Source organism: Marinococcus sp. LNHM4E3-1 (assembly GCF_056034405.1).
On record NZ_JBQLID010000002.1, the window covers coordinates 1 to 23,910 of the forward strand.

Consider the following 23,910-nt stretch of genomic DNA (forward strand, 5'->3'; position numbering starts at 1 on the left):
CGAACACGGAAGTTAAGCTCTTCAGCGTTGATGATAGCCGGGGGTTCTCCCCCCGTGAAAGTAGATCGCTGCCGGGCACTAAAGCCTTTTTCTCTTACTTGAGAGGAAGGCTTTTATTATATGAAATGATTTAATAATTGAGGTTGACTATGTCTTCAAAGCCCTTTACAATAGTATTTGTGTCTAAATAAGTCATACATAAGCTTACATAGCTGAAACGTTTTATTTTATCTGCTTCCTTAGCTCAGCAGGTAGAGCGCATCCATGGTAAGGATGAGGTCACCGGTTCGAATCCGGTAGGAAGCTCCATTTAATTAAATGACAACGCCAGTCCGAAATGCCGGGCTGGCTTTTTGTATTCAGGCGGCTTTTAACAAAAGACGTGCTGGATAAAGCTACTCCTTATTTTAAAAATTGGCGGAATAGGGTAAACTATACTCGTTCCGGCAAAAGAACGGTTACTGTTAAAGAAGCGGTGGTGAGGTTTAAGTGAGGAAAAAGAAGTACGCTGATTATGCTGAATTAAACGCTGTAGAATTAGAAGGTCGTGATTATGAAATACGTGTACTTCAGGGTCGCCGTAAAGCCCTGGCAGCTCTGGCTCCGCATGGGGGAGCTATTGAAGCAGGAACAAGTGAACTGGTCGAAGAACTTCACCACAGCTGTCACTTTTCCGCTTATGATTTTCGTGCCAAAAAACGTACCGGTAACAGAAGTCTGCATATCAGATCCACACGTTTTGATGAACCAAGAGCCCTCTTATTAGCTGCTGAAGCTTTATTTACAGTTACTCTTCATGGATACCGGGGAGAGGAGAAAAAAACCTATATAGGAGGACTGGATACGTCTACGGCAGACCTTATAGGTACAGAGCTGGCTGCTGCCGGTTTTAATGTGGATTTTGACCCCCCATCTGCTATAGAAGGAAAGTACGAAAACAATATATGTAATAAAAATGCAAGAATGCAGGGAGTACAGCTTGAGATCAGTTCAGCCCAGCGACGTGCTTTTTTCGCTAATGAAGACTTGCGCAGTGCAAATAGAGGCAACCGTCTTTCTTCTTTTTATACGTATGCTGAGGCGATTGGGAGAGCTGTAATACGGGCGGAAACCACCGCTCGCGTGAAAGAAATGCAGATGTCTGAATAAACAACGACCAGGCTGATTTAAAAGCCTGGCTATTACATAAAAAGCTGATAAAATGCGATCACCGCGTTTACAGCAAAAAGAAGACCAATAAGAAACCCTCCCAGTAAAGATACTGTATTAACCCGTATCCGCGGGTCACGGATAGTAAGAGCTACAGCCAGGGTTAAGGTGATGAGCGCTGAAAGATAAAATCCGAGTCGGAGTATTTCATGAGCGCTGTCCCCCAATTCCCATGTCAGTGCCTGATAGATCATTCCCATTCCGAATATAAGCATTACTGTAAAGAAAATGACGCCAGCGCGTCGCAGAACAGACAGGTGAAGCACCTCCATTATTTATCAGTTATATGTATTTAAGTATGCTTGAAAACGAACCAGAGCGGCCCCCGGCTTCGAGATTGCTTCCGGCTCTCTTCCGCCCCCCTTATAAGTATAACGCATGGGAATGATCCGTAATAATAATATTGGGAAAAGAGAGGAGCATTTTATGTTTACGTACCGTATTCGTGAAGATCTCTATTTAAAGCTGCTGGAGCCATCAGATGCGCAGGCTGTTTTTGCGCTGACAGACAATTCACGGACTCATCTAAGACAGTGGCTGCCATGGGTCGATCATACCAATGAAGAAGAGGACACAAAAGCGTTCATCCATAGTGTGCGCCAGGGGTGGGCGGATCAAAAGCTTTTTTCAGCTGGTATCGTTTTTCAGGGAAGCCTTGCAGGCGTAGCCGGCTTCAACCGTCTGGATCATCAAAACAGCCTTGGGGAAATTGGCTACTGGCTGGGAGAGGATTATCAGGGGAAAGGCATTATGACTGACGCTGCGAAAGCATTTATTTCTTATGGCTTTGAACAGCTTGGCTTAAATAAAATCGTTATTAAAGTTGCCGCGGCTAACGAAAAAAGCAAGGCGGTGCCAGAGAGACTGGGTTTTAAGCAGGAAGGGATACTGCGGCAGGAACACTGGCTGCATGATCAATACGTGGATATTGTAGTTTACAGTCTTCTGAATGAAGAATGGAAAATTTAAATGGTCGCAACTGTGCAGGGAAATATATTATAATAATGCAATGTGTGCAAATCCATAATTAGATTGAGGGGTTATTTTTGGTGATTGTAGTAAGTGGAATGATTGGAATTGGCAAAACGAGCGTCGCGCAAATACTTGGGGAAGGCTTGGATTCGAAAGTGTACTATGAGCATGTATCAGAAAACCCGATTCTTCCCTTGTTTTATCAGGCAGATCAAAAAGAAATTAATGAAAAAAGGTATCCATTTTTGCTTCAGCTCTATTTTCTCCGGACAAGGTTCCAATCGATCAAACAGGCTTACAAGGATGACGATGCTATTTTAGATCGGAGCATTTATGAAGATTGGTATTTCACAAAAATTAATCGTGATCTCGGAAATATTAACGATATGGAGTTTTCCATTTACGAAGGCCTGCTCGAAGAAATGATGAAAGAAATTGAAGGGCTTCCTTACAAAAAGGCACCGGATCTTAACGTTTATCTGCGTGGCTCCTTCGAAACAGTAATGGACCGGATTTTCGAACGCGGGCGGGATTTCGAACAGGACGAGGAACTGGTGGAATACTACCGGAAGCTCTGGGAAGGCTACGACGACTGGCTGGAAAATTACTATAGCGCGAGCGATACACTAATTGTAGATATGGATAAGACGGATGTCGTTCACAACCCCCAGGATGCTGAAGACCTGGTGGAACAGGTGAAAGATCTCCTGCATGCGAAAAATAAGATATAGCCAGAATAAAGCTCCCGGGAATAAAGTCTCCGGGAGCTATTTCTTATATAACTAGAAAATTATGCAGGAAAAGTATGGGAAAGGAAAAATATTGAATATTATTGCATGACAATCATTGCAGTAATATTTCAAAAAATTGTAATAGTTTACAGTCTTCTAACAACAATGTGTGAGACCTTGTAGTGCTGAGAGTCGCTACGTATACTAAGCCGTAAGCAAACATATCAAATAAAAAATTAGGAGGTGACAGCGTTAATTTATTAACGGGCAGAATTTATACATATAGGAAACACAACCGTGCCTGAAAGTAACACTGTTAATAAACATAACGTGCACTATTTATGAAAAAATTTGTAATGAGCTCGGCAGTAGCGGCAGCTATTTTATTCGCGCCTTCAGTAGCGGATGCTTCCATCGGGGATCAGAACCTTAAATCAGGAATGAAGGATTCAGATGTTTCGGACCTGCAGCAATGGTTGAATGATAAAGGCTACGAAGCAGGCCCTGTAGACGGTGTTTTTGGTCCACTGACAAAGCAGGGTGTTGAATCTTTTCAGGCAGCGCAAAGCATCTCCGTAGATGGAGTTGCCGGGCCGGAAACGTTTGGGGAAATGAACTTAGGAGATTCGGTCTCCTCGAAAAGCAGCTCAGATTCCTCAGAGGATACAGCAGTAGCCGCAGAGTCTACATATAGCAGCTCTGGATTTGCCCTTCCGGCTTCCGGGCCAGTAACGTCTGAATACGGCCAGCGTGGAAGCGGATCCCATAATGGAATCGATATTGGGTACGGCGGCAGTTCAAGCATTTCTGCTTCTGCTTCCGGAACAGTAACCTATGCCGGCACTATGAATGGCTACGGTAATACAATTATTCTAGAGCACACTGTTAACGGACAAACGTACAATACCCTGTACGCTCATTTAAGGTCCATTAACGTATCAAACGGGGAAGCAGTATCTCAGGGAGAAAGTATCGGTGTGATGGGTAACACCGGCCGGAGTACGGGCAGACACCTGCATTTTGAAGTACATGAAGGTGCCTGGAACGGGGCAAAATCAAACGCTGCTAACCCGCGTTCCTACGTTTCTTTCTAAACAAATATTAAAAACAGCGCAGCCTCTTAATCAGAGGCTGCGCCGTTTTTTTATACAAGTTATTCTTCAGAATCGCTGTTTCCTTCTGATTCAGAAGCTACGTTATTTTCGATGTCTGCATCTTCACGCAGCTGCTCAGTATATTCCTGCTGCTGCTGCTGCTGTTTCTGTGATTCAAGCTGTTGTTCAAGCTGTGGACGAAGGTCCTCAAGAGAGCCTGCTTCTTCTCCCTGGCCTTGCGAAACCTGATCGTATAATTCTTCGACTTCTTCGTCAGAGACTTCTACATCTTCAAGCTCTTCGTCCAGGAGAGCCTTTATCTGCAGGGAAGTTCGTGCTTCCTCGCGCAGTTCTTCTTCTGTGTAGCCCTGTTCTTCAAGAGCCTGCTGGTATTCTTCATCAGATTCAAACTGTTCTCTGAGAGAGCTTACCTGCTCATCTACGTCTTCTTCATTAACCTCATAATCCCCTTCTTCAGCTTCCTGTACTAAAAGCTCCTGGTTAATAAGGGATTCAGCCGTTTGTTCTTTTAGATTTGCCTGAAGTTCTTCATTACTCTGGTCACCAGAGGCGGCAGCTTGAGGAGCATACTGCTCATAGTTAGTAGTGAAAATTGGTTCAAATTCGTCTTTGGTAATTTCTTCTCCATTCACGGTAGCGACTGTGTCAGGTACATCGCTTAAATCCGGTTCAGGTAAATCTTCTGCTTGTTCTTCACCGGAGGCCTGTTCTTCAGAGGATCCTTCATCTGATTCTTCCTGCTGGTTATTTTCTTCGTTGTTATTGGAGTTTTCCTCTGACTGCTGTTCTTCGTTTCCGTTATTGTTATCAGAGGAATTCTCCCCGCCGTCGCCGTTACTGCAGGCACCAACAATTGCTACCGACAGGGCGAGGCCTGTACTCAGAATCCATTTTTTGCTCACTCTGATTTCTCCTCTCCATTGTATGCTCTTCGGGCATTGTAACACACGTCGTTACTCCTGTATGCTTTAATAGTCTATAAAAATGTATAATTATTATGAAAACTTGTAAAAGAAGAAAAAAGTGTTGGAAGTTGCGGGAGATTGTATGGAAATCTCAAAATTTCCCGGGAAATGACCGTAATATTCCAGGAGAAAGAGGTGGACGGTCAGTATGGCTGCGTATATTATGCTTATTATGGTAGTGTTTTTTTATTCTGGAAATATTTTGGTAGGAAAGGCTATCAATGATCTTCCTCCTTTTACGATAGCTTTTTTCAGGCTGATTATTGCTTTTTTGTGCATCATACCCCTGGGATGGAAAAGCGCCTGGAAGGCAAGGAACTTATTTTGGAAGCATAGGCTGCCTCTTATTATTTTAACAGCTACAGGAGTCACGTTTTTTAATACATTCATTTATGGGGCACTCCAATTTACTTCATCGACTAATGTTTCTGTACTGGAAACAGTAATTCCAGCAGTAACCGTTTTATTAAGTACATATATTTTAAAAGAGAGGCTGCGCTATATTCAATGGATTGGTGTCGTACTATCCATCGTGGGGGCGCTGTGGGTAGTAATGAATGGGAAACTGTTTGCCGTAGCAGAAATGAACTGGAATGCCGGCGACGGTATTATGGTAGGGGCGGTGGCCTGCTGGTCCATTTATTCCATCGCTGTTAAACGTTATATGCATCTGTTTCCTCCCTACGGTGTACTGCTCGTAATGACAGGAGCCTCCATTATATTATTACTTCCTTTTATTACGGCAGAGTGGCTCCTTCTCGGTGTGCCTTCCTTCACCTTAAGCGAACAACTGCCAAGCCTTGCTTATCTGGGGCTTTTTCCAGGTTTCATCGCTCTATTGTTTTATAACCGGGCAGTAGACCAGCTTGGTGCCTCAAAAGCTTCAGTTTTCCTGAATTTTCTTCCCGTCGTTACGATGGCGGGGGCGGTGCTCTGGCTTGGAGAAACATTAACACCGGCTAAGATGATTGGGGCCCTGATTGTGATAGCCGGGGTGCTGCTTACCACACAGGGAAAACCAAAACGGTTTCCTGCAGAACAAACGAAAAAATAGTCCGTAAAAAGCTGCTTCTCCCGGATAGGGAGAGGCAGCTGTTAGTGTTCTTCGGGCGTCTCTGGGCCGGAGAGGGCTCGCTGGTAAAAAACAAGATCAAGCCATCGTTCAAACTTGTACCCGGCTTTTTTTACCGTGCCCACGTATTCAAAATCCTCCGTTTCGTGCAGATAGATGCTTCCCGGGTTGGAAGAGTCTATGCCGGCGATCATAGTGGCGAAGCCTTCCCGTTCCGCCTGGTCGATTAAGGCACGGAGCAGGGCACGGCCGATCCCGGCACCGCGGGCGCCGGGGTGAACATACACTGAATGCTCAATGGAGTATTTGAAAGCTGCCCAGGGACGGAACGGCCCGTAAGCAGCATACCCCTGGACCTTTCCATTCTGCTCATAAACAAAAACAGGAAGGCCGTTTTGCTTTTTTGACCGTAGCCATTCCAGCCGGTTTTCTGCCGAATAGGGATGGTAATCGTAGACAGCGGTCGTGTTTATGATTGCGTCATTATATATCTCGGTAATTGCGTGAATATCTGCTTCTTCAGCCTGACGGATGCTCATAGGAATTCCCCTTTCTCCGCTTAAAAATAATACAATTCCTTGCTTTTAGCAATCATTATGTATAAAGAAAGGAAGAGCAGGGAATATATTTGAAGGACCGTAAAGAGAATAGCCGAAGAGGCTAAATAGGAGGGAGAGCAAGATATGACACTAAAAGTAGTTTTTGATTCCGGGATCGCCGGTAGTGACCGCATTCAGGTGAATGATGAAATTACGCTGACGTATACGTGTGAGCATTATGAACCAATAGACGGCTCTCCATATTTTAAAGTGAATTTTGAAACAAAGGACCCTTTCGAACCGGAGAAGGGGACTGTCTATTTTGATGGTACAAATTCCAGAGTGGATAAGTACGGTCATGTGTTTTATCTTTTATAAAAAGAAGCTGCCTGTGCGGCTTCTTAGTACATAAGAACAAGTGGGAGTGCGGGCCATGTGGTTTATTTTAGCGCTGTTAAGCGCCGTGGTGTTTGGTTTTTCTTCTTTTTTCATGAAGGTTAATTCTTTTTGGCAGCTGCCGTTAACGCCTTTTTTGACAGGGCTCTACGCTAGCGGGAGCTTCGGTTTTCTGGTATATGCTTTAATGGAGGAATCCTTGCATATGAACCTCGCAGTGCTTTTTAGCGGGATAATGGTGGGGGCGGGGTCCACGTTCGGAAACCTTCTATACATGAAAGCTTTAAACGTTGGGCCAGCGAGTCTTTCCTCTCCGCTGGTAAATACAAACATTCTGCTGATTGTTCTCCTGGGTGTGCTGGTATACGGGGAGCAGATTGGAGCAGTGCAGTATGCGGGCATTGGTTTAATTATGGCAGCTATTGCTGTGCTTCCGTTGGATCCGAAGGAGGACTTCTCGATAAAAAGCGGCATATGGTATGGCTTTATTTTAACAGCCACATTATTTATGTTTTTCCGGAATGGAGGGCTGAAAATAACAGAAGAGGCCGGACTTGAGAATACGCCGGTATTGTTTACAGGCTATCTGTTTGGCATGCTGTATTCGTTATACGGATGGCGCCGGGAAAAGAAGCAGCAAGCCCGTGCCACTGCTCATATACATAGGAAAAAGGCCTTTAGGTGGGGGCTGGTTACGGGGGTCTTTTCGTTCGGAGGGATGCAGCTATATGCTGCCGCTCTTCGGGAAGGACCGGCAAGTATTATTTCTCCTCTGTTTGCAGCTCACGCGCTTTTAGTAGCGGTGCTTTCCATGCTTTATCTGCAGGAGCGCATTACCAGGTATCAGGCAGTAATCCTTGCAGTGGTTCTTATAGGGATTGTTTTTCTGCGACTGTAATACAAAAATCCGCCAAAAAAGGCGGATTTGGGCTTTATGCGCGTTCGCCAACGACAGCGAAGCGCTGGTGTTCATGAGCCGCTGTTTCCATTTCATCGACAACTGCCACCGCGTAATCCGCATAGCTGATATAGCTTTCCTGATTGCTGTTAAGCGGCAGTACGTCATGGGAGGTGGAATAAGATCCGGTGCGTTTGCCCTCTGCATCAAAATTTACAGCCGGACTGATAAATGTCCACCGTATGCCGGTTGTCTGCTGAAGGTCCTGTAAATTCCGGCTCTGCCCGTTAGCGGTGGGCTTTACCGCTTCGGGAAATTCCGGCGTTTCCACGACGCGGGTGGTTTTTCCGTTATCGGTAAACAGGCTGCCGGCGCCGCCCACAACGATGAGACGGGGAGCTGCAACTTCCTGAATAATAGAAATCAGGTGCCGCCCGGCTTCTACATGTGCTTCTTCTTCCCCCAGTCCGGCTCCAAACGCATTCACCACCACGTCAAAGTCTGATACATCTGAAGCAGTTAAAGAAAAAAGGTCTTTTTCTTTTATATGCATGCTGCTCTCAGGAAGCTTCGAAGCGTCCCGGACGATGGCTGTCGTCTCTATGCCCCGGGCTTCTGCTTCTTTTAAAATATGTCTGCCCGCTTTTCCGGACGCTCCGATAATGCCTGCTTTCATACCTTTATCACACCTTTGTTTATAGTTTTTACAGCTGGCATATACGAGTAGAAAAGCTTTATACAAAGAGATGGGCAGTTACGTCCGCCAGGCTCTGCTTTTCCAGCTCGGCTTCCATAGCATTCTGTGCCCGCTTAAAGGATTCGTTGAGAGTGCTTTGAATATTTCGACCGACAGGACAGTCAGGGTTTGGGCTGCTGTGGGTGGAAAACAGCAGGTCCTCCTGCTGAACCGCCCGGTAAATATCAAGGAGCGTAATATCTTCCGGCGCTTTGGTGATTAAAGCACCGGAGATGCCGGCCTTCGTCTGCAGCAGGCCTGCCTGCTTTAGCATACCTGAGATCCTGCGGATAACGACAGGGTTTGTATTGACACTCGCTGCCATGTAACTGGAGCTTAGTCTTCGCTCCGGCTCACTTGCAAGCAGCGAAAGAATATGAACAGCGACAGAGAATCGTGTATTTATCATTGTTGTTGATCACCACCTGTAACTTAATGGTTTCAAAACGATCATAAAATAGCAGCTTATAAAAGTTCAGTACCATTTCTTATTTCGGCTTCCTGGCTTCAAAATTGAACGATGTTAGCCAAGTGCTTTTAACTATACCCATTTTCATCAATAATAGAACCAGAAATCGAGATGGGCCGGATCTCCTGAAAGGAGCAGTGTTCAGTGCTCGGCGTTTTCCGGTTCTACGTGCACGTGGACGTCATGTACACCGTGCTGCTCGATTAGAGCGTATTCGACTTTTGTAGCTGTGTTGTGTGCTTCCTGGATATCGAGTGAAGGATCCACAAGAATGGTAATATCCACCACGGTGTTGTTCCCGTAATTTCTTGCTTTAATATTCCGGACTTTCTGCACGTCGTACAGCTTGGAAATTGTTTCCCGGTAATCTTCAATTTTATTTTCATCGAACCCGTCGGTGAGCTGCAGGGCTGCGCCACGGAAAACATCCCAGCCTGTTTTAATAATTAATAAGCCCACAAGAGCAGCTGTCAGTGGATCGAGCCAATACAGCTGAAACTGAGCACCAATAATGCCAATAACTGTGCCGATACTCACCATGGCATCGCTCCAATTATCCTTAGCTGCAGCCATAATAGAGGGACTGTTAATTTTTTTGGATAAATTTTTGTTGTAGGTGTACACACCAAACATACAGACGGCGGCAAAAGCGCCGACAAATGCAGAAATTAAGCCGGGCGGCTCGGACGGTCCGGCGAGAATAGACTGCACCGCGCTCACAAATACCTGAAGACCGACAGCAAGCATAATAAAAGAAGTAAACAAAGAAGCCACCATTTCTGCTTTCCAGTGGCCGTAAGGATGGTCAGCGTCCGGCGGCTTCTGGGAATAGCGGAGGCCGAACAAAACAGCGATCGAAGCGATAGTGTCTGTTAAATTATTTAAACCGTCGGCGCGCAGGGCCGCAGAATTAGCCAGCTGGCCGACAGTGAGCTTTAAAGCAGAGAGAAATAAATAAGCGAAGATGCTGATGATAGCTCCCCGCTCTCCGCGTTTTAAATTACGAATACGTTCATCATTCATATGACCGGTCTCCTTGCGCAATTGATCGATCTATAGAGTAGCAGGAAAGCTGCCATTGAGTCTACAGCAACGTTTTTCTACAAAGGTATAAAAATGACTAAAGGGAAAGAAAGTTGCTTGATCGCAAAATACGTAATAATGTATAAAGTATAAGCTTTTTGTTCCCAATAGTCTGTAATATTTGTTATACTAAACCCATCAACCAGTTATATAACAATGAACCATTCGTTATGCTTGGGTGAACCGTGGGAAGAACCTATTAGCAGTAACGGGTGGCATCAGCTATCAAGGAGGCCAATAGAATGGTTGAAAGAAATGCAGACGTAGAAGAATTTTTAAATTCGCTCCCGGAACAGCAGAGTTCGATATTCCGCTACATGCGAGATGAGTATGAAGCATTGGCAGAGCGGGGGGAGCGGTTCGACGAAGCTAAGAATGACGAACATGTAGAAATTCTGGCCAGTAAAAAATTCGACGTCTCTCCTTTAGAAGCTGGCAACATTTACGCGACGGTAGAATCGCGTATTAATGCTTTTGAAGCTCTGCGTTCTTCGTAAAAAAACTCTAAAAGACCAACGACGAAAAAAACCTGCTGGCTCAGCAGGTTTTTTGTGTAGAGAAGCTGGAAAAAGACTGGTTTTGCTTAAATAATTCTCTGTACTGATAGGTCCGTCGTTCAGAAATAGCTGTTAAGAAGAGCAATCTTTCTGATACAATATACCCGTAGCTTTCATTAGAGGCGGAGGAACAAGGCATGAAAACGATCTTTTGCAGTCTGCTTTTTGTTATAGGGGCAGCTTTACTAATTAATGCATCATTTTTTGCACTTCCGCAAAAAACCGTAGCATCCCTTTTGACTCACCAGGATGAACCGAAGAATGCAGACGTTATTATTGCTCTCAGCGGTGATTTTGAACGTTTATACACAGTAGCTGATTTAATAGAAAAAGGCTATGCGGATAAAGTGATCTTAACCAATGGAGAAGATGGCAGCTTTAATGAAAATCTGGCTGTGCGGGCAGGAATACCTGAAGAAGCAATTATTATGGAAAATCAGGCAGTCAGCACTCATGAAAATGCTGTTTATTCAAAAGAACTTATGCAGGATCGGAATTTTGATTCTGCCCTGGTAGTAACGAGTGACTACCATATGAAACGGACCAAAATTCAATTTGATGATGTGATGGCAAATACGGGTATTACTCTGGATTACGTCCCTCATGTGCATGCGGAGGAAGCCTGGGGGCCCAAGCACGTACAGCTTTGGAAGGAATTTTATAAACTGACGGGTACTATAGGGATCGAATCGTGGGACCGTATGTCATAAAAAAACGAGCAGATACTTTCTGCTCGTTTTTATTTGCTTAAGACCGGACAGAGCCGTGAGGGTCAATAACGAATTTCTTCGCCGCCCCTTTATCAAAGTCCTGGTAGCCTTTAGGTGCGTCATCCAGCGAGATCAGCGTGGCATTTACTGCTTTGGCAATCTGCGCTTTATCGCTTAGAATCAATTTCAGCAAATTGCGGTGGTATTTCATGACCGGAGTTTGTCCGGTAACGAACGTATGGGCCTTTGCCCAGCCTAAGCCGATACGGATTTTCAGGGAGCCCTGCTTGGCGTCATCGTCAGAAGCACCTGGATCCTCTGTCACGTACAGCCCCGGGATACCCAACTGCCCGCCGGCTTCGGTGACCGACATGATCGAGTTCAGCACGGTCGCCGGGGCTTCCTTCGCGTCGGGCCCGTGGCCGGATGCTTCAAAGCCAACGGCATCAACGGCGCAGTCTACTTCCGGTATACCGAGGATCTGCTCAATCTGCTCGCCAAGACTGTCATGCTTTGTTAAGTTTACAGTTTCGCAGCCGAAGCTTTCTGCCTGCTTCAGGCGCTGTTCATTAAGGTCACCGACAATAACAACGGAGGCACCGAGAAGCTGTGCTGAGTGAGCGGCTGCAAGTCCTACAGGTCCTGCACCGGCGACATACACAGTCGAACCGGGACGTACACCTGCAGAAGCGGCTCCGTGGAAGCCGGTTGGGAAAATATCTGAAAGCATGGTCAGGTCCATGATTTTTTCCATCGCCTGTTCTTTATCCGGGAAGGCGAGCAGTTGAAAGTCTGCATAAGGAACCATAACATATTCAGATTGACCGCCTACCCAGCCGCCCATGTCTACATAACCATAAGCGCCGCCCGGTCGCTCAGGGTTTACGTTCAAACATATATGAGTTTTTTGTTCCTTACATAATTTACATCTGCCGCACGCTACGTTAAATGGTACAGAAACAAGATCGCCTTTTTTAATAAACTCTACGTCGCGTCCCACTTCCACTACTTCCCCTGTAATCTCATGTCCAAGAGCCAGTCCTTTAGGTGCAGTTGTACGGCCGCGCACCATATGCTGGTCGCTTCCGCAAATATTTGTCGTCACAATCTTAAGAATAACACCGTGTTCACATTTCCGTCCTGCGTTAGACGGCGGGACTCCGGGGCCTTCGTGAAGTACTAAATCAGGATAGCCAATGTCTTGAATTTCAACGTTACCAGCACCTTGATAAACCACTGCTTTGTTGCTCATCCTTTGATTCCTCCTCATAGTAGTGAAGTAGGAGCGCTTACGCCCTATCCCCAGTTTATTTGATAAAACGTTTTCAAGAAAGTAGGCACTTTCTTGTTTGTTGCTTTCCGCTATGATACTATGTATAAAAAAGGGAGAGCTTTCATATGATGGATCCATTCCAGGCACATTGCGAGATGGAAGTGACGCTGGCTGTAATTAGTGGCAAATGGAAAGCAGACATTGTTCGGATACTCTCCGATGGTACTCCACGCAGATACGGCTTTTTTCAGAAAAACCTCCCTGAAGTTACCCCGAAGATATTGACTAATCAGCTGCGTGAACTCGAAAATGCGGGTATTTTGACACGTGCCATTTATCCAGAGGTGCCGGTCCGGGTAGAGTACCAGCTTACGGAAGCCGGAATGGGTCTTCTCCCGATTTTAGAAGCGATGGAAAGATGGGCTCAAAGCTATACGAAAAAAATTTAGTGAATTGGTTGTAAAATACAGCTTAGCATCCCCTTTTATATATAGAAGCCGCAATATACCGGCTGACTATATGAAAAAGGGGATGTTTTAATGTTTCAAGAACTGCCTCAGCTCGTCGACGTCAGGGGAAGCGTGAAAAGAAATGGTTCTTACCAGAAGCGGTCGCTATCACAGATTACAGGAATCGCAAGACACCATTCAGCAACCACAAGTGGTGATGCTTTTTCCTTTGCCAATTATCATGTGGATTCCCTCGGCTGGCCAAGCGTTGGTTATCATTTTGTAATTACGAGAGACGGGACGATTCAATGGGCCAATGGAATCGACCGGATTTCATATCATGTGGGAAACAACAATACGCCATTAATAGGTATCTGCCTGGTGGGAAGCGGTTCGTTTACCGAAGCACAGGAACGTTCGTTTTTTGATCTTCAGGCAGCACTTCGGGGGACAGAAGGAGTTGGTGTTTCCATCAGTAATATGAAAGGACACCGGGAATATCGCGGCCACTCCTCAAACACGTGCCCGGGCATCGATATGGATAGTGTAAGGGAGGCGGTGCGTGAGGGCCATCCAGTAGGGGAAGACTTGACTCCGACGCTTCGTCCCGGTGACAACGGTCCGGCAGTCGCCCGGATGCAGCAGATGCTGCTTGATGCAGGGGAAAAACTGCCGCTGTACGGCACAGACGGAGATTTTGGAGACGAAACAGAAAACGCAGTCCGTTCCTTCCAGGATTCGCAAAATTTAACCATAGACGGCATTGTTGGCCCGAACACATGGGAAGCTCTCGAAAACTTTGTAGTGAAAGGAAAACTTGCGGTAGTCCTTGCCGAGGTGCTGAATGTACGCTCCCGTCCATCCTTTGATGCTGACGCCGTAGCGGGAACGGTCAGTCAGGGAGAAGCATTCACCATCACGGAAAAAGTGAAGGTGGACGGAAGCAGTACTGAAATGTTCCGGTTAAAATCAGGTTTATATATCACTGCTCATCCAAGCTATGTACAGGTGAAGTAAAAATGTTTGGGAGGTGGGTGCCATAGAGCACCCACCTTTTTTCCTATTTTTTTCTTTTTTATAATATATATCCAAACAAATAGCTTTTATCTATATAATGGGCATTATGCGGCGGTAAAAAACAGAATATTCCGATCAGATTTTGACACCGCATGCATTTTGAATTGAAAGGAGTGCAACTATGCCAAGAAGGAAAAAAATCGGGCTGATTCTGGGACCGGGCTTATTTGCTTTACTTTTTTTCATCCCACCACTTACCGGTCTTGAAAGCGAACCGAGAGCAGTACTTGCCGTTACAGCCTGGGTAGCTTCCTGGTGGATTACAGAAGCCCTGCCGATACCGGCTACCTCTCTGCTGCCTATCTTTCTGCTGCCAATCACAGGAGGGGCGGATGAAGAGACAGCAACCATGGCGTATGCCGACCCTATTGTTTTTATGTATATGGGTGGTTTTACCATTGCTCTTGCGATTGAAAAATGGAACTTACATAAACGGATCGCGATGACAATCATTTCGTTTGTCGGTACTGGAAGTCAGCGCATCGTGCTGGGCGTTATATTGGCGACTGCTTTGCTTTCCATGTGGATTTCAAATGCTGCGACGGCGTTAATGATGCTGCCGATTGCACTGGCGCTGATTAAAGAGGTGAAGGATAAAGATTTCTTTGATGAAGTATCCTTGAACCGTTTTGCTAAGGGACTGCTTCTTTCAGTAGCGTATGCGGCTTCTATCGGCGGGCTGGCGACATTAATAGGGTCAGTGCCCAATGCTGCTTTTGCAGCCGTAGCTTCTTCCAATCTGGATCGTACGGTTACCTTTGCCGAATGGTTTTTGTTTGGTTTTCCTTTAACGGTTATTTTGTTGACCGGTCTTTATTTTTATTTAACGAAAATTCAGTTCCGTGTGAAAGCGCAAAAGGACATTTCAACAGATTTTGCCAGGAACCAGCTAAAAGATCTGGGACCGATGTCGTTTGAAGAAAAATCGGTGCTGACAATCTTTACAATTGTCGGTTTTCTTTGGATTACAAGCGGATTTATTCCCGAAGCCTATCGTCTGTCTGATACTTCCATCTCAATTATTGGAGCCACGTCGATGTTTTTGCTTCCGGCTAAACAGGAGAGAGGCGGGCTCATGGTATGGCAGGATATGAAAGAGCTTCCGTGGGGCCTGCTTCTGCTTTTCGGAGGCGGCTTGTCTCTCGCGGCTGCGTTTGAATCTTCGAATTTAACAGGATGGTTTGGGGAGCTGTTGGGGGGACTTGAAGTGCTTCCTTTTGTATTAATTTTAATAGTTCTTGCTGCCATTGTATTATTTATGACAGAAATCATGTCCAATACGGCCGTATCGAACATGCTGATGCCGATCAGCATCGGCCTTGCGATGGGAATTGGGGTAGACCCTTACGCCATTATGGGGATCGTGGCTCTCACTGCCAGCTGTGCCTTCATGCTTCCCATATCGACTCCACCTAACGCTGCGGTTTTCAGTTCAGATTATTTAACCATCGATGATATGGTCAAGGCCGGATTTTGGATGAACATTGTCGCTATTTTTGTTATCGTGGCATTTGTTTATTTCTGGCAGCCGGTCGTATTGAATTATTAATCGGCTGGGAAGGGTTATTTTATGTACACATATGATAAGAGTATCGTAGAATTTCTTTTTCCATTTGTGCTTATATTGATTGTTTGGTTCATATTCGACGGGCTGCTGCGGCGGAAAACCAAATTGCCCTATAAAAATAAACTGAAGCGTCGAAGAAGTAAATCAGTAATTATAGCAGAGAAGCTTTTGGAATGGACAGGGACGGCGTTTGTATTATTTTTTACCATTAGCTCAGGAGACTTTTTAATATGGCATTTGATTTTTCTCGGGATGCCTTTGGCTTTAGTGCAACTAATTCAGGGAACGGAGCAGCGGGAAAATGTACCGGAATCGAAAGCCCACTGGCATTCGTTTTTAGGGGCAGTATTTACTGCAGCTCTGATTTCCCGGGCGCTTGTGTTCCTTTACTAACTTCTAAAAGGTCAATATCCAGTTCAAATAAAAAACCGCCCTCTGCAAGCATGCAGAAAGGCGGTTACTTAAAATATGAGGGTATTAATCGATTGATTTTGCACCGATGTAATGCTCTTCCCAGTAGTCACTGGTGGTATCGGCTGTTTCCACCCCGCCTGAGCCGGAATGGATCATTTGGTCGTCTCCAATGTATATGCCGCTGTGCGAAGCGCCTTCTGTGTCATACGTGCCTTCATAAAAGACAACGTCGCCAACGTTTGGCTCTTCTACGAATTCCCCGTTGTTCTGCCAGATGCCTTCATGGGTTCTTGAAACGTCTGTGCCGTTTTCTTCAAACACGTAATTGATAAAGCCGCTGCTGTCCAGGCCGCTTGCTGTAGTTCCGCCCCATTCATAAGGAGTGCCTAGTACGCTTTCCGCGGAATCGACAAGGCCGGAATCAGAGGCATTGGCTGATGTGCTTTCAGTGGAAGGCTCCGAAGATTCTTCTGAAGACGCGGAAGCAACTTCTTCGCTTTCATCATTATTTTCACTGTTCCCGCTGCTGCTTTCTTCTGTGTCACTGCTTGCCCCGGAGGAGTCTTCTGCTTCATCCAATGCTCCCATTGTTTCAGGGCCTGCGATGCCATCTATGCTTAAATTATTTTCTGTTTGAAATGCTTCTACAGCCTGTACAGTTTCATCATCATAAGTACCGTCAGCTTCGGAGGTATAGTAATCAAGATCGCTTAAAGCCGACTGAAGAGATTCTACACTGTTGCCGGTATCGCCAAGATAAAGCAGAGTGTCCTCATTAGATTCAGTTTCGTTTGCTGTATCAGAAGAGTCGCTTTGGCTGGAAGTGCTGCTTTCGTCTGACTCAGGGTCAGCGAAGGCATCAGCGTTTCCGCTTAAAGCCGGTGTTAGAGCTAAAGCCGTTACGACGGCAGAGGATAATATATATTTTGGTGCTTGTCTGTTGGATTTAAACATTCAGGTTCCTCCTCGTGGTGTAAATCAATTTATCGAACCACGAGTAAGTGTAACAAACAGAAAAATACGGGAGGTTTCATCCAGATTACGTTTTAATAACGTTAATTATAAAATAGGACATAATTAATGATTACTTCCTCGTTAATGTAGGTGAAAACGGCGGGAGGAAAGAGAGGGTCATTTTCAGTCTCTGTAATATTTTTAATAAAATGAATATTGCGTTTATTCATATGGCTACAATTTTAAAAAGGGAGGTCGAACAATGGAAAAAGCAGAAAAGAGGCCGTTGAGAGAAAGAGTGAGGGTGCTTGGCCCGGGAGTAATTGTAGCAGCGTCGTTTATAGGCCCGGGAACGGTAACGACGGCTACAGGTGCTGGAGCTTCTTTTGGCTTTGCCCTGCTATGGGCAGTAGTTTTTTCGATTGTCACAACCATCATACTTCAGGAGATGTGCTCGCGGCTGGGAATTATTACAGGAAAAGGTCTGGGAGCGGCGATAAGAGACCAGTTCACAAACCCGCTGCTGAAATACGGATCTATGTGGCTCATGATTATTGCCATTGTATTCGGCTGTGCTGCCTATATAGCTGGTGACTTACTTGGTACTTCGTTAGGGTTAACGACACTGACAGGCGTTTCTGAAAATACGATCGGACCGATCGTAGGAATCGTTATTTTGTTGATCGGCCTGAGTGGCAGCTACAAGTTGATTGAACGGGTCATGATAGTATTAATTGCGGTCATGAGTATAACGTTTGTGACCACAATGGTCACGGCCCAGCCTGATCCGGGAGAGCTGTTTCAGGGAGCCTTTGTTCCCTCTATTCCAACGGGAGCCGTTATTACAGTGATTGCCATTGTCGGCACCACAGTTGTTCCTTATAATTTATTCCTTCATTCAGAGAACGTGAAGGAACGCTGGAGTGAGCCGCGACATTTAAAGGAAGCGCGTCTGGACGTGTTTTTGTCAATTGGTTTGGGTGGTTTAATTACAGCTGCGATTCTAATCACATCCGGTGCTACAATCCGCGGACTGGAAGTGGAGTCCGTGGCAGACCTTGCTTTACAGCTTGAACCGCTGCTCGGAAGCTGGGCTACCGCTTTTATCAGTATAGGCTTATTCGCCGCCGGTTTTTCTTCCGCGCTTGCATCACCGCTCGGAGCAGCGGTTACCATCAGCAGCGTATTGAAGTGGGAGCGCGGGATGAAGAACATTCGCTTTAAACTGGTCTTTTTGTCCGTGATGGCCATTGGAATTATTTCCTCCGGACTTGGCTTCGAGCCGCTCGATGTTTTACTTTTTGCTCAGGCATTGAATGGCCTTATTCTTCCCTTTGTCTCCATTATGCTTTTAGTTATTATGAATAACAAAAACCGGCTTGGCCATTATGTGAACCATTGGAAGATGAATTTGGCAGGCGGAGTTATCGTTTTAGTCTGCATATTTCTTGGTATCTACAGCATTGTAGATGCGATTGTGAGCATCACCTCGTAAACCGACTGTTCTTCTCTCAGGAAAATATAAAGAATACAGCATAGGAGTGACGAGAACGGGAATAGATAGTACTAATCGATACGTAGCTCTGATCTGAACGAAAGCGCCAAAAATGTAGCAGAAGACGGGATAACCGTGAAGGGAGGGGCGTTTTATGAACCATCATGATTATGAAAAAAGGCTTGCTCTGCATAAACTTTCTCCAGCAGAGCTCCGCCTGGAATTCAATACTGAAATCTTTTCATTTGAAACGACAGAGGACATGAGGGACTTTCCATATGAAATGATTGGCCAGGAACGGGCCGAGCGGGCCATGGAGTTTGGTCTTTCAGTAAGCCAGGCGGGGTATAATTTGTTTGTAGTCGGTCCGACGGGGACAGGGAGAATGACTTACACCCAGCACAGTGTGGAAAATCTGGCCCGCAAACAGAAGCAGCCGGATGATTGGTGCTACGTGCACAATTTTGATAATCCGGACCGTCCGGAAATGCTTTCGTTTCCGGCCGGCGAAGGCCAGCGCTTCCGGCGCGGGATCGAACAGCTTTTGATAAACATCGAGCGGGAACTAAAGACAGCCTTCTCAAGCGACAGTCATGAAAGACAGAAGCGGGAAATGTTTGAACGGCTGCGCACAGAGATGGACGAGCTATGGAAAGAAACCGACCAGTTTGCGGTACAGCACCATTTTAAACTCGAGCGTATGCAGAATGGCATTAATAAAATTCCCCTTCAACGAGGTCAGCCAATGAACCGGGAGACGTATCAGCACCTGCTTGAAGCAGAAAAGGAACAGCTGAGGGCGAACGAAAAAATCGTAGAAGAAAAAGTGCAGGATGCTCTCCGGCGTATCGCCAAAATGGAGGAAACCTTCCGCAAAGATGTGCAATTATTTATGACAAATACAGCTTCAGCCGCGGTACAAAAATTATTTGAGCCGCTCCGCAGGCAGTATGGGCATTTGCCAAAGGTTGAGGCGTATTTAACCGCATACGAACGGGACGTTGTGGAGCATTTTTACTTTTTTGCCGAAGGCCAGGGGCAGGAGGGTTCAGCAGGGGCGCTTGAAGGAATGAAGGAAAAACAGTATCAGCGGTACGTGGTGAATCTGCTCGTCAACAACAAACATTTAAACGGGGCCCCGGTAATTTACGAATCCAATCCGACGTATCACAATCTGTTTGGCAAGGTGGAATACCAGGGACAGATTGGCAGCCTGGTGACAAATTTTACTTTCATTAAACCAGGAGCGGTGCATCTGGCGAACGGCGGCTACTTGATTCTTCAGGCCGCAGATTTGCTGCAGCACCCAGGCGCATGGCCAGGGTTAAAACGGATGCTTCAGACCGGACACGTGCATATCGAAAATTCCTATGAAGAGCGGGGACTGCTGCCAACTAGTGCACTTAAGCCGGAACCTATTCCCTTCCAGACAAAGGTTATCATCATCGGTTCCTATTATGTTTACGACCTGCTCTCGAGACTTGATGAGGAGTTTGATAAGCTGTTTAAAGTCAAAGTAGAATTCGACACAGTCATGGCTAAAAACGATGAAAACAGCTGGAAAATGGCCAAGTTCGTGAAAAACTACGTTCAGGAAGAGGGCCTGCTGCCGTTTCACCGGGAAGCTGTAGCCAGAGTGATTGATTACAGCTCCCGGTTAATAGATGAACAGGGGAAGATGACCACCAGGTTTCAGGATATTACAAAGCTGCTCGTAGAATCCAGCCATTACGCGCTGCAGGAGGGAAACGCTTATGTCAGATCGGAGCACATTTTCCGGGCACTCGAAGAAAAATACAGGCGTTCAAGTCACATCCCTGAACAGTACCGGGAGAAAATTCACGATGAAACGATTATGATTCAAACGGAAGGCTACCGGGTCGGGCAAATTAACGGACTGGCCGTTATGGGCACAAGAGACTCCATGTTTGGCATTCCAACGAAAATTACGGCTCAGACGTACGTCGGAAAAAGCGGGTTGATGAACATTGAACGGGAAACGTCTCTCAGCGGTCAGATTCATCACAAGGGCATGATGATTTTGACCGGGTTTCTTTCCGGCCAGTTTGCTAAAAACCGTCCTATTCCTTTATCAGCGAGTATTACTTTCGAGCAGACCTATAGTTTGATCGACGGCGACAGCGCTTCAAGCACAGAGTTGTACGTACTGCTTTCCTCTTTGGCAGAAGTGCCTATTTACCAGGGCATAGCAGTAACCGGCTCGGTCAATCAGTGGGGAGAGATTCAGCCGATCGGAGGTGTGAATGAAAAGATCGAAGGATTTTTTCAAATTTGCCGGGAAAAAGGGCTGAACGGCAGGCAGGGTGTAATTATCCCGAAGCAGAATGCCCGCAATTTGATGCTCGATCCAGAGGTTGTGGAAGCGGCGGAAGCAGGAAGCTTCCATGTATGGGCAGTCGGCCATATTTCTGAAGGTATGGAAATCCTGACCGGTGAACGGGCGGGTGCCGTACGCCGCGAGGATGGAACCTATCCGGAAGGATCGGTATTTGCCCGCACAGAAGCCCGTTTTAACCGGATGTATGAGATGGAGTTCAGGCAGCAGGGCATGGAATAATAAGCGGAGAGCACAGCCTGGAAGCATGGCTGTGTTTTTTATAGAAATGAGGGAAATTATTCTTGACTTTTTATGTATGCGATTTCATAATAAAAAACAAGTTGTCCATGAATACGTATTCACCAGGAGTTAAAAAATGATTTCTTCCAAAGAAGTTGCCAGAGAAGCAGGAGTATCCCAATCGACAGTGTCCAGGGTGCTGAATAATTCAAACAAGGTAAGCAAGGAAAACGTAGAGAAAGTTACAGAAGCAATGAGAAAGTTAAACTACAGGCCGAACGCTATAGCCAGATCTCTGGTTAGTAAGCGTTCCAAAACAATAGCGCTTATATCGGGCCCATTGCATAATCCCTTCTTTGTAGAAACAACTTCGTCCATTGTGAACTACGCGAAAGAGAAGGGGTACAACACAAACGTTTTTTTTGAAAATAACGGAGACAATATGGCTGTATATGAAACGGTGCTCTCCATGCAGGTGGACGGTATTATTTTGTCTTCAGTGTTCATGAATGACCCTATCCTTCAAGAACTGCAGGCGTCTCAAATACCTTATGTAATGTTTAACCGTAAGCATAATGAAGGTGGGAATTTTGTTGAATTAAATAATTATCAGGCTGGAAAGATGGCTGCGGATCATTTGTATCAGCTCGGGCACGAGTATATCGGCTTTATTGGAGGGCCGATGTATACATCCACTTTTTACGGCAGGTATTTAGGGTTTACAGAGGGCATAGCAGAACAAACCATGAAGACTGGTAAAGTATTTTTAAACGAAACTGACACCAGTGAGGAAGCAATAGCAGATGCCATTTTTAAAATGATGGGGCGAAAAGAACGTCCTACAGCAATATTTGCTGCTACTGATGCTATAGCTATTACTGCCATGGATACACTCATGGAGCTCGGCTACCGGATCCCTGAAGATATTAGTATTTGCGGGGTGGATAATGTACGCATGGCCCGGCATCACGGATTTGAATTAACCACTATCGGTGCCCAGTCCAATAAAAATTTAGGAAGGCTTGGAATTGAACACCTTATTAATTCCATTGAAGCCGGAAAAGAAAATATGTCCCCAATCCAGGTTACCCTGGAGCCTGCTCTGTATCAAAGAAAGACGACGGGACCTCTTAAACCAGGCTCAGTATAAACTGAGCGGTTTAATTCCGCTTCCGAGAATACGTATTCACAAATATTGTTAGGAGGATGAAGGATGAAAAAAGGTTTATTTTTATTAGCACAGGATAAGGCGGCTGCAAATTACTATCCAGTTTTTAATCCCCATACGGAAGATTTGATTGGAGAAGCAGCTGACGGCATGCCCTCCGAGATGAGCGAAGCAATAGAAAAAGCAGATGAAGCTTACAAAAAAATGAAAGCGTTAACATCAAACGAAAAAGCTGGGATTTTATTCCGTGCTGCAACGATCCTGCAGGGTAGAAAGGAAGAAGCTGCGAGGATTATCTCTCAGGAAGCCTGTAAACCGGTCACCGCTGCCCGCACAGAAGTCCAACGGACGATTCAGACACTGCAGTTCTCGGGTGAAGAAACAAAAAGAATGAACGGAGAATACTTACAATTAGACGCTGCAGAAGGCGGCGAAGGACGGGATGCCTATACACTTCATGAATCAATCGGAGTGGTAGGAGCAATTACCCCTTTTAATTTTCCATTAAATCTTGTTACTCACAAGGTCGGACCGGCAATAGCGGCAGGGAACACTATAGTGGTTAAACCAGCGGAGCAGACGCCATTTTCAAGCCTGCTGCTGGCAGAGATATTAAGTGAAGCAGGTCTTCCTGCAGGAGCAATAGCCGTAGTTCCTGGAGATGGAAAAACATTAGGAGAGGTAATGCTTAAGGATGAACGGATTAAAAAAATATCTTTTACCGGCAGCCCGGAAATAGGAAAGCTGTTGAAAGCAGAAGCCGGCCTGAAAAAAATGACTCTTGAATTAGGAAGTAATTCGCCGATGTATGTGGATCAATCATGCCGCGGGGAAATCAGTGAAGTGGCTGAGAAATCAGTAAAGGGAGCATTCGCTTATAATGGACAGGTTTGTTTAAGTACTCAGCGTATTTATGTTCATGAAGAAATTTTTGATGATTTTATACAGGAATGCTCAGCAAAAACTGCTCTGCTTCAATTCGGAGACCCTTTGGAAGAAAGTACGGAGGTCTCAAGCCTGATTAATAAAAAATCACAGCAGCGTCTGTATGAATGGATTAAAGAAGCGGAAGCAGAGGGAGCGGAGGTTCTGACAGGAGGAGAGAAAATTGGTAATGGCTTAGAGCCAACGATTTTATTCAATGTTTCTTCTGCATCCTCTATATCCTGCAAAGAAGCCTTTGGGCCGGTGGTGATCATCAACAAAGTGAAAAACTCTGAAGATGCTCTGGAGCAAATGAATAACAGCCGGTTCGGCTTGAATGCGGGGGTGTTTACAAATGATCTGAAACAGGCTGTTGATATGGCGCATCGCATAGAAGCCGGGCAGGTTCTCATTAACGATGTACCCACTCTCCGTTTCGACCATATGCCTTACGGGGGAGTGAAGGATTCCGGCTATGGAAGGGAAGGGGTAAAATATGCTGTCGAAGAAATGACGGAACTAAAAATGATAAGTATAAAATACCGTTAAGGAGAGAGTA

Annotated in this window: 24 protein-coding genes, 1 tRNA gene and 1 rRNA gene; 19 read left to right on the forward strand and 7 right to left on the reverse strand. The window is 45.7% G+C overall.

The features are described 5' to 3' along the window. From rrf to ACTRXI_RS02085, 6 genes are all read left to right on the forward strand, one after another. A 5S ribosomal RNA gene (rrf, locus tag ACTRXI_RS02060) occupies positions 1–77 on the forward strand; the annotation flags it as partial. A 156-nt stretch (positions 78–233) separates the two neighbouring features. Further along, a tRNA-Thr gene (locus tag ACTRXI_RS02065) sits at positions 234–309 on the forward strand. 180 nt (positions 310–489) lie between these two features. Beyond that, the gene (locus ACTRXI_RS02070; RefSeq protein WP_474260840.1) at positions 490–1,149 is read left to right on the forward strand and encodes a poly-gamma-glutamate hydrolase family protein; all 660 of its coding nucleotides are present in this window, start codon (positions 490–492) and stop codon (positions 1,147–1,149) included. A gap of 486 nt (positions 1,150–1,635) precedes the next feature. Beyond that, complete coding sequence (locus ACTRXI_RS02075; protein WP_474260841.1) at positions 1,636–2,178, forward strand: GNAT family N-acetyltransferase; 543 nt, start codon at positions 1,636–1,638, stop codon at positions 2,176–2,178. 80 nt (positions 2,179–2,258) lie between these two features. Further along, a complete protein-coding gene (locus ACTRXI_RS02080) occupies positions 2,259–2,912 on the forward strand; it encodes a deoxynucleoside kinase (RefSeq protein ID WP_474260842.1) in 654 nt (217 codons plus the stop codon). Between the two features lie 341 nt (positions 2,913–3,253). Continuing rightward, positions 3,254–4,006: a peptidoglycan DD-metalloendopeptidase family protein gene (locus tag ACTRXI_RS02085; RefSeq protein ID WP_474260843.1), complete on the forward strand. Its 753-nt coding sequence runs from the start codon at positions 3,254–3,256 to the stop codon at positions 4,004–4,006. 59 nt (positions 4,007–4,065) lie between these two features. Here ACTRXI_RS02085 and ACTRXI_RS02090 read toward each other — a convergent pair whose 3' ends face one another. After that, positions 4,066–4,929, reverse strand: a complete 864-nt coding sequence (locus ACTRXI_RS02090; protein ID WP_474260844.1) for a SurA N-terminal domain-containing protein — start codon at positions 4,927–4,929, stop codon at positions 4,066–4,068. Positions 4,930–5,140: 211 nt separating this feature from the next. Between ACTRXI_RS02090 and ACTRXI_RS02095 the strand changes: the two genes are divergently transcribed. Further along, entirely contained in the window at positions 5,141–6,046 is a 906-nt protein-coding gene (locus ACTRXI_RS02095) for a DMT family transporter (RefSeq protein WP_474260845.1), read from the forward strand. A gap of 41 nt (positions 6,047–6,087) precedes the next feature. On the opposite strand, the gene ACTRXI_RS02100 is transcribed toward ACTRXI_RS02095, so the two are convergent. Next, positions 6,088–6,603, reverse strand: a complete 516-nt coding sequence (locus tag ACTRXI_RS02100; protein WP_474260846.1) for an N-acetyltransferase family protein — start codon at positions 6,601–6,603, stop codon at positions 6,088–6,090. A gap of 144 nt (positions 6,604–6,747) precedes the next feature. Here ACTRXI_RS02100 and ACTRXI_RS02105 point away from each other — a divergent pair, with 144 nt between their 5' ends. Next, positions 6,748–6,981 carry a hypothetical protein gene (locus ACTRXI_RS02105; RefSeq protein WP_474260847.1) on the forward strand — a complete coding sequence of 78 codons (234 nt, stop codon included), beginning with the start codon at positions 6,748–6,750 and terminating at the stop codon, positions 6,979–6,981. Positions 6,982–7,036: 55 nt separating this feature from the next. Then, the gene (locus ACTRXI_RS02110; RefSeq protein WP_474260848.1) at positions 7,037–7,897 is read left to right on the forward strand and encodes an EamA family transporter; all 861 of its coding nucleotides are present in this window, start codon (positions 7,037–7,039) and stop codon (positions 7,895–7,897) included. Between the two features lie 34 nt (positions 7,898–7,931). Here ACTRXI_RS02110 and ACTRXI_RS02115 read toward each other — a convergent pair whose 3' ends face one another. From ACTRXI_RS02115 to ACTRXI_RS02125, 3 genes are all read right to left on the reverse strand, one after another. Further along, entirely contained in the window at positions 7,932–8,573 is a 642-nt protein-coding gene (locus ACTRXI_RS02115; RefSeq protein WP_474260849.1) for an NAD(P)-dependent oxidoreductase, read from the reverse strand. 58 nt (positions 8,574–8,631) lie between these two features. Continuing rightward, positions 8,632–9,042, reverse strand: a complete 411-nt coding sequence (locus ACTRXI_RS02120; protein WP_474260851.1) for an Rrf2 family transcriptional regulator — start codon at positions 9,040–9,042, stop codon at positions 8,632–8,634. A 201-nt stretch (positions 9,043–9,243) separates the two neighbouring features. Then, on the reverse strand, positions 9,244–10,125 hold the full coding sequence (locus tag ACTRXI_RS02125) for a cation diffusion facilitator family transporter (RefSeq protein WP_322526588.1): 882 nt from the start codon (positions 10,123–10,125) through the stop codon (positions 9,244–9,246). 302 nt (positions 10,126–10,427) lie between these two features. Between ACTRXI_RS02125 and ACTRXI_RS02130 the strand changes: the two genes are divergently transcribed. Further along, positions 10,428–10,682 (forward strand): hypothetical protein, encoded by a 255-nt coding sequence (locus ACTRXI_RS02130; protein ID WP_022794243.1) that lies wholly within the window; start codon positions 10,428–10,430, stop codon positions 10,680–10,682. 197 nt (positions 10,683–10,879) lie between these two features. Then, positions 10,880–11,452: a YdcF family protein gene (locus tag ACTRXI_RS02135; RefSeq protein ID WP_474260852.1), complete on the forward strand. Its 573-nt coding sequence runs from the start codon at positions 10,880–10,882 to the stop codon at positions 11,450–11,452. Between the two features lie 37 nt (positions 11,453–11,489). Here the strand turns inward: ACTRXI_RS02135 and fdhA are convergent, their stop codons facing one another. After that, positions 11,490–12,704, reverse strand: a complete 1,215-nt coding sequence (gene fdhA / locus ACTRXI_RS02140; protein WP_474260853.1) for a formaldehyde dehydrogenase, glutathione-independent — start codon at positions 12,702–12,704, stop codon at positions 11,490–11,492. 146 nt (positions 12,705–12,850) lie between these two features. On the opposite strand from fdhA, the gene ACTRXI_RS02145 reads away from it, so the two are divergent. The 4 genes from ACTRXI_RS02145 to ACTRXI_RS02160 all read left to right on the forward strand — a co-directional run bounded on the left by ACTRXI_RS02145 (position 12,851) and on the right by ACTRXI_RS02160 (position 16,211). Further along, entirely contained in the window at positions 12,851–13,174 is a 324-nt protein-coding gene (locus tag ACTRXI_RS02145) for a winged helix-turn-helix transcriptional regulator (RefSeq protein WP_474260854.1), read from the forward strand. 90 nt (positions 13,175–13,264) lie between these two features. Beyond that, on the forward strand, positions 13,265–14,191 hold the full coding sequence (locus tag ACTRXI_RS02150) for a peptidoglycan-binding protein (RefSeq protein WP_474260855.1): 927 nt from the start codon (positions 13,265–13,267) through the stop codon (positions 14,189–14,191). A gap of 181 nt (positions 14,192–14,372) precedes the next feature. Continuing rightward, positions 14,373–15,800, forward strand: a complete 1,428-nt coding sequence (locus ACTRXI_RS02155; RefSeq protein ID WP_474260856.1) for an SLC13 family permease — start codon at positions 14,373–14,375, stop codon at positions 15,798–15,800. A gap of 21 nt (positions 15,801–15,821) precedes the next feature. Continuing rightward, a complete protein-coding gene (locus ACTRXI_RS02160) occupies positions 15,822–16,211 on the forward strand; it encodes a DUF4181 domain-containing protein (protein WP_474260857.1) in 390 nt (129 codons plus the stop codon). Positions 16,212–16,295: 84 nt separating this feature from the next. On the opposite strand, the gene ACTRXI_RS02165 is transcribed toward ACTRXI_RS02160, so the two are convergent. After that, positions 16,296–17,186, reverse strand: coding sequence for a C40 family peptidase (locus ACTRXI_RS02165; protein ID WP_474260858.1), 891 nt, complete (start codon positions 17,184–17,186; stop codon positions 16,296–16,298). Positions 17,187–17,448: 262 nt separating this feature from the next. Between ACTRXI_RS02165 and ACTRXI_RS02170 the strand changes: the two genes are divergently transcribed. From ACTRXI_RS02170 to ACTRXI_RS02185, 4 genes are all read left to right on the forward strand, one after another. Beyond that, the gene (locus ACTRXI_RS02170) at positions 17,449–18,681 is read left to right on the forward strand and encodes an Nramp family divalent metal transporter (protein WP_474260859.1); all 1,233 of its coding nucleotides are present in this window, start codon (positions 17,449–17,451) and stop codon (positions 18,679–18,681) included. Positions 18,682–18,835: 154 nt separating this feature from the next. Further along, positions 18,836–21,259: a Lon protease family protein gene (locus ACTRXI_RS02175; RefSeq protein WP_474260860.1), complete on the forward strand. Its 2,424-nt coding sequence runs from the start codon at positions 18,836–18,838 to the stop codon at positions 21,257–21,259. 136 nt (positions 21,260–21,395) lie between these two features. Continuing rightward, on the forward strand, positions 21,396–22,409 hold the full coding sequence (locus ACTRXI_RS02180; RefSeq protein WP_474260861.1) for a LacI family DNA-binding transcriptional regulator: 1,014 nt from the start codon (positions 21,396–21,398) through the stop codon (positions 22,407–22,409). Between the two features lie 63 nt (positions 22,410–22,472). Next, entirely contained in the window at positions 22,473–23,900 is a 1,428-nt protein-coding gene (locus ACTRXI_RS02185; protein ID WP_474260862.1) for an aldehyde dehydrogenase family protein, read from the forward strand. The last annotated feature ends 10 nt before the right edge of the window (positions 23,901–23,910 follow it).

Bases quoted from the DNA above. Each gene is read 5' to 3' on its own strand.
- ACTRXI_RS02145 (WP_474260854.1), top strand. From the start codon at position 12,851: ATGATGGATCCATTCCAGGCACATTGCGAGATGGAAGTGACGCTGGCT.
- ACTRXI_RS02110 (WP_474260848.1), top strand. From the start codon at position 7,037: ATGTGGTTTATTTTAGCGCTGTTAAGCGCCGTGGTGTTTGGTTTTTCT.
- ACTRXI_RS02175 (WP_474260860.1), top strand. From the start codon at position 18,836: ATGAACCATCATGATTATGAAAAAAGGCTTGCTCTGCATAAACTTTCT.
- ACTRXI_RS02160 (WP_474260857.1), top strand. From the start codon at position 15,822: ATGTACACATATGATAAGAGTATCGTAGAATTTCTTTTTCCATTTGTG.
- fdhA (WP_474260853.1), bottom strand. From the start codon at position 12,704: ATGAGCAACAAAGCAGTGGTTTATCAAGGTGCTGGTAACGTTGAAATT.
- ACTRXI_RS02180 (WP_474260861.1), top strand. From the start codon at position 21,396: ATGATTTCTTCCAAAGAAGTTGCCAGAGAAGCAGGAGTATCCCAATCG.
- ACTRXI_RS02095 (WP_474260845.1), top strand. From the start codon at position 5,141: ATGGCTGCGTATATTATGCTTATTATGGTAGTGTTTTTTTATTCTGGA.
- ACTRXI_RS02130 (WP_022794243.1), top strand. From the start codon at position 10,428: ATGGTTGAAAGAAATGCAGACGTAGAAGAATTTTTAAATTCGCTCCCG.
- ACTRXI_RS02125 (WP_322526588.1), bottom strand. From the start codon at position 10,125: ATGAATGATGAACGTATTCGTAATTTAAAACGCGGAGAGCGGGGAGCT.
- ACTRXI_RS02155 (WP_474260856.1), top strand. From the start codon at position 14,373: ATGCCAAGAAGGAAAAAAATCGGGCTGATTCTGGGACCGGGCTTATTT.
- ACTRXI_RS02115 (WP_474260849.1), bottom strand. From the start codon at position 8,573: ATGAAAGCAGGCATTATCGGAGCGTCCGGAAAAGCGGGCAGACATATT.
- ACTRXI_RS02185 (WP_474260862.1), top strand. From the start codon at position 22,473: ATGAAAAAAGGTTTATTTTTATTAGCACAGGATAAGGCGGCTGCAAAT.
- ACTRXI_RS02150 (WP_474260855.1), top strand. From the start codon at position 13,265: ATGTTTCAAGAACTGCCTCAGCTCGTCGACGTCAGGGGAAGCGTGAAA.
- ACTRXI_RS02100 (WP_474260846.1), bottom strand. From the start codon at position 6,603: ATGAGCATCCGTCAGGCTGAAGAAGCAGATATTCACGCAATTACCGAG.
- ACTRXI_RS02085 (WP_474260843.1), top strand. From the start codon at position 3,254: ATGAAAAAATTTGTAATGAGCTCGGCAGTAGCGGCAGCTATTTTATTC.
- ACTRXI_RS02135 (WP_474260852.1), top strand. From the start codon at position 10,880: ATGAAAACGATCTTTTGCAGTCTGCTTTTTGTTATAGGGGCAGCTTTA.
- ACTRXI_RS02075 (WP_474260841.1), top strand. From the start codon at position 1,636: ATGTTTACGTACCGTATTCGTGAAGATCTCTATTTAAAGCTGCTGGAG.
- ACTRXI_RS02165 (WP_474260858.1), bottom strand. From the start codon at position 17,186: ATGTTTAAATCCAACAGACAAGCACCAAAATATATATTATCCTCTGCC.
- ACTRXI_RS02170 (WP_474260859.1), top strand. From the start codon at position 17,449: ATGGAAAAAGCAGAAAAGAGGCCGTTGAGAGAAAGAGTGAGGGTGCTT.
- ACTRXI_RS02120 (WP_474260851.1), bottom strand. From the start codon at position 9,042: ATGATAAATACACGATTCTCTGTCGCTGTTCATATTCTTTCGCTGCTT.
- ACTRXI_RS02105 (WP_474260847.1), top strand. From the start codon at position 6,748: ATGACACTAAAAGTAGTTTTTGATTCCGGGATCGCCGGTAGTGACCGC.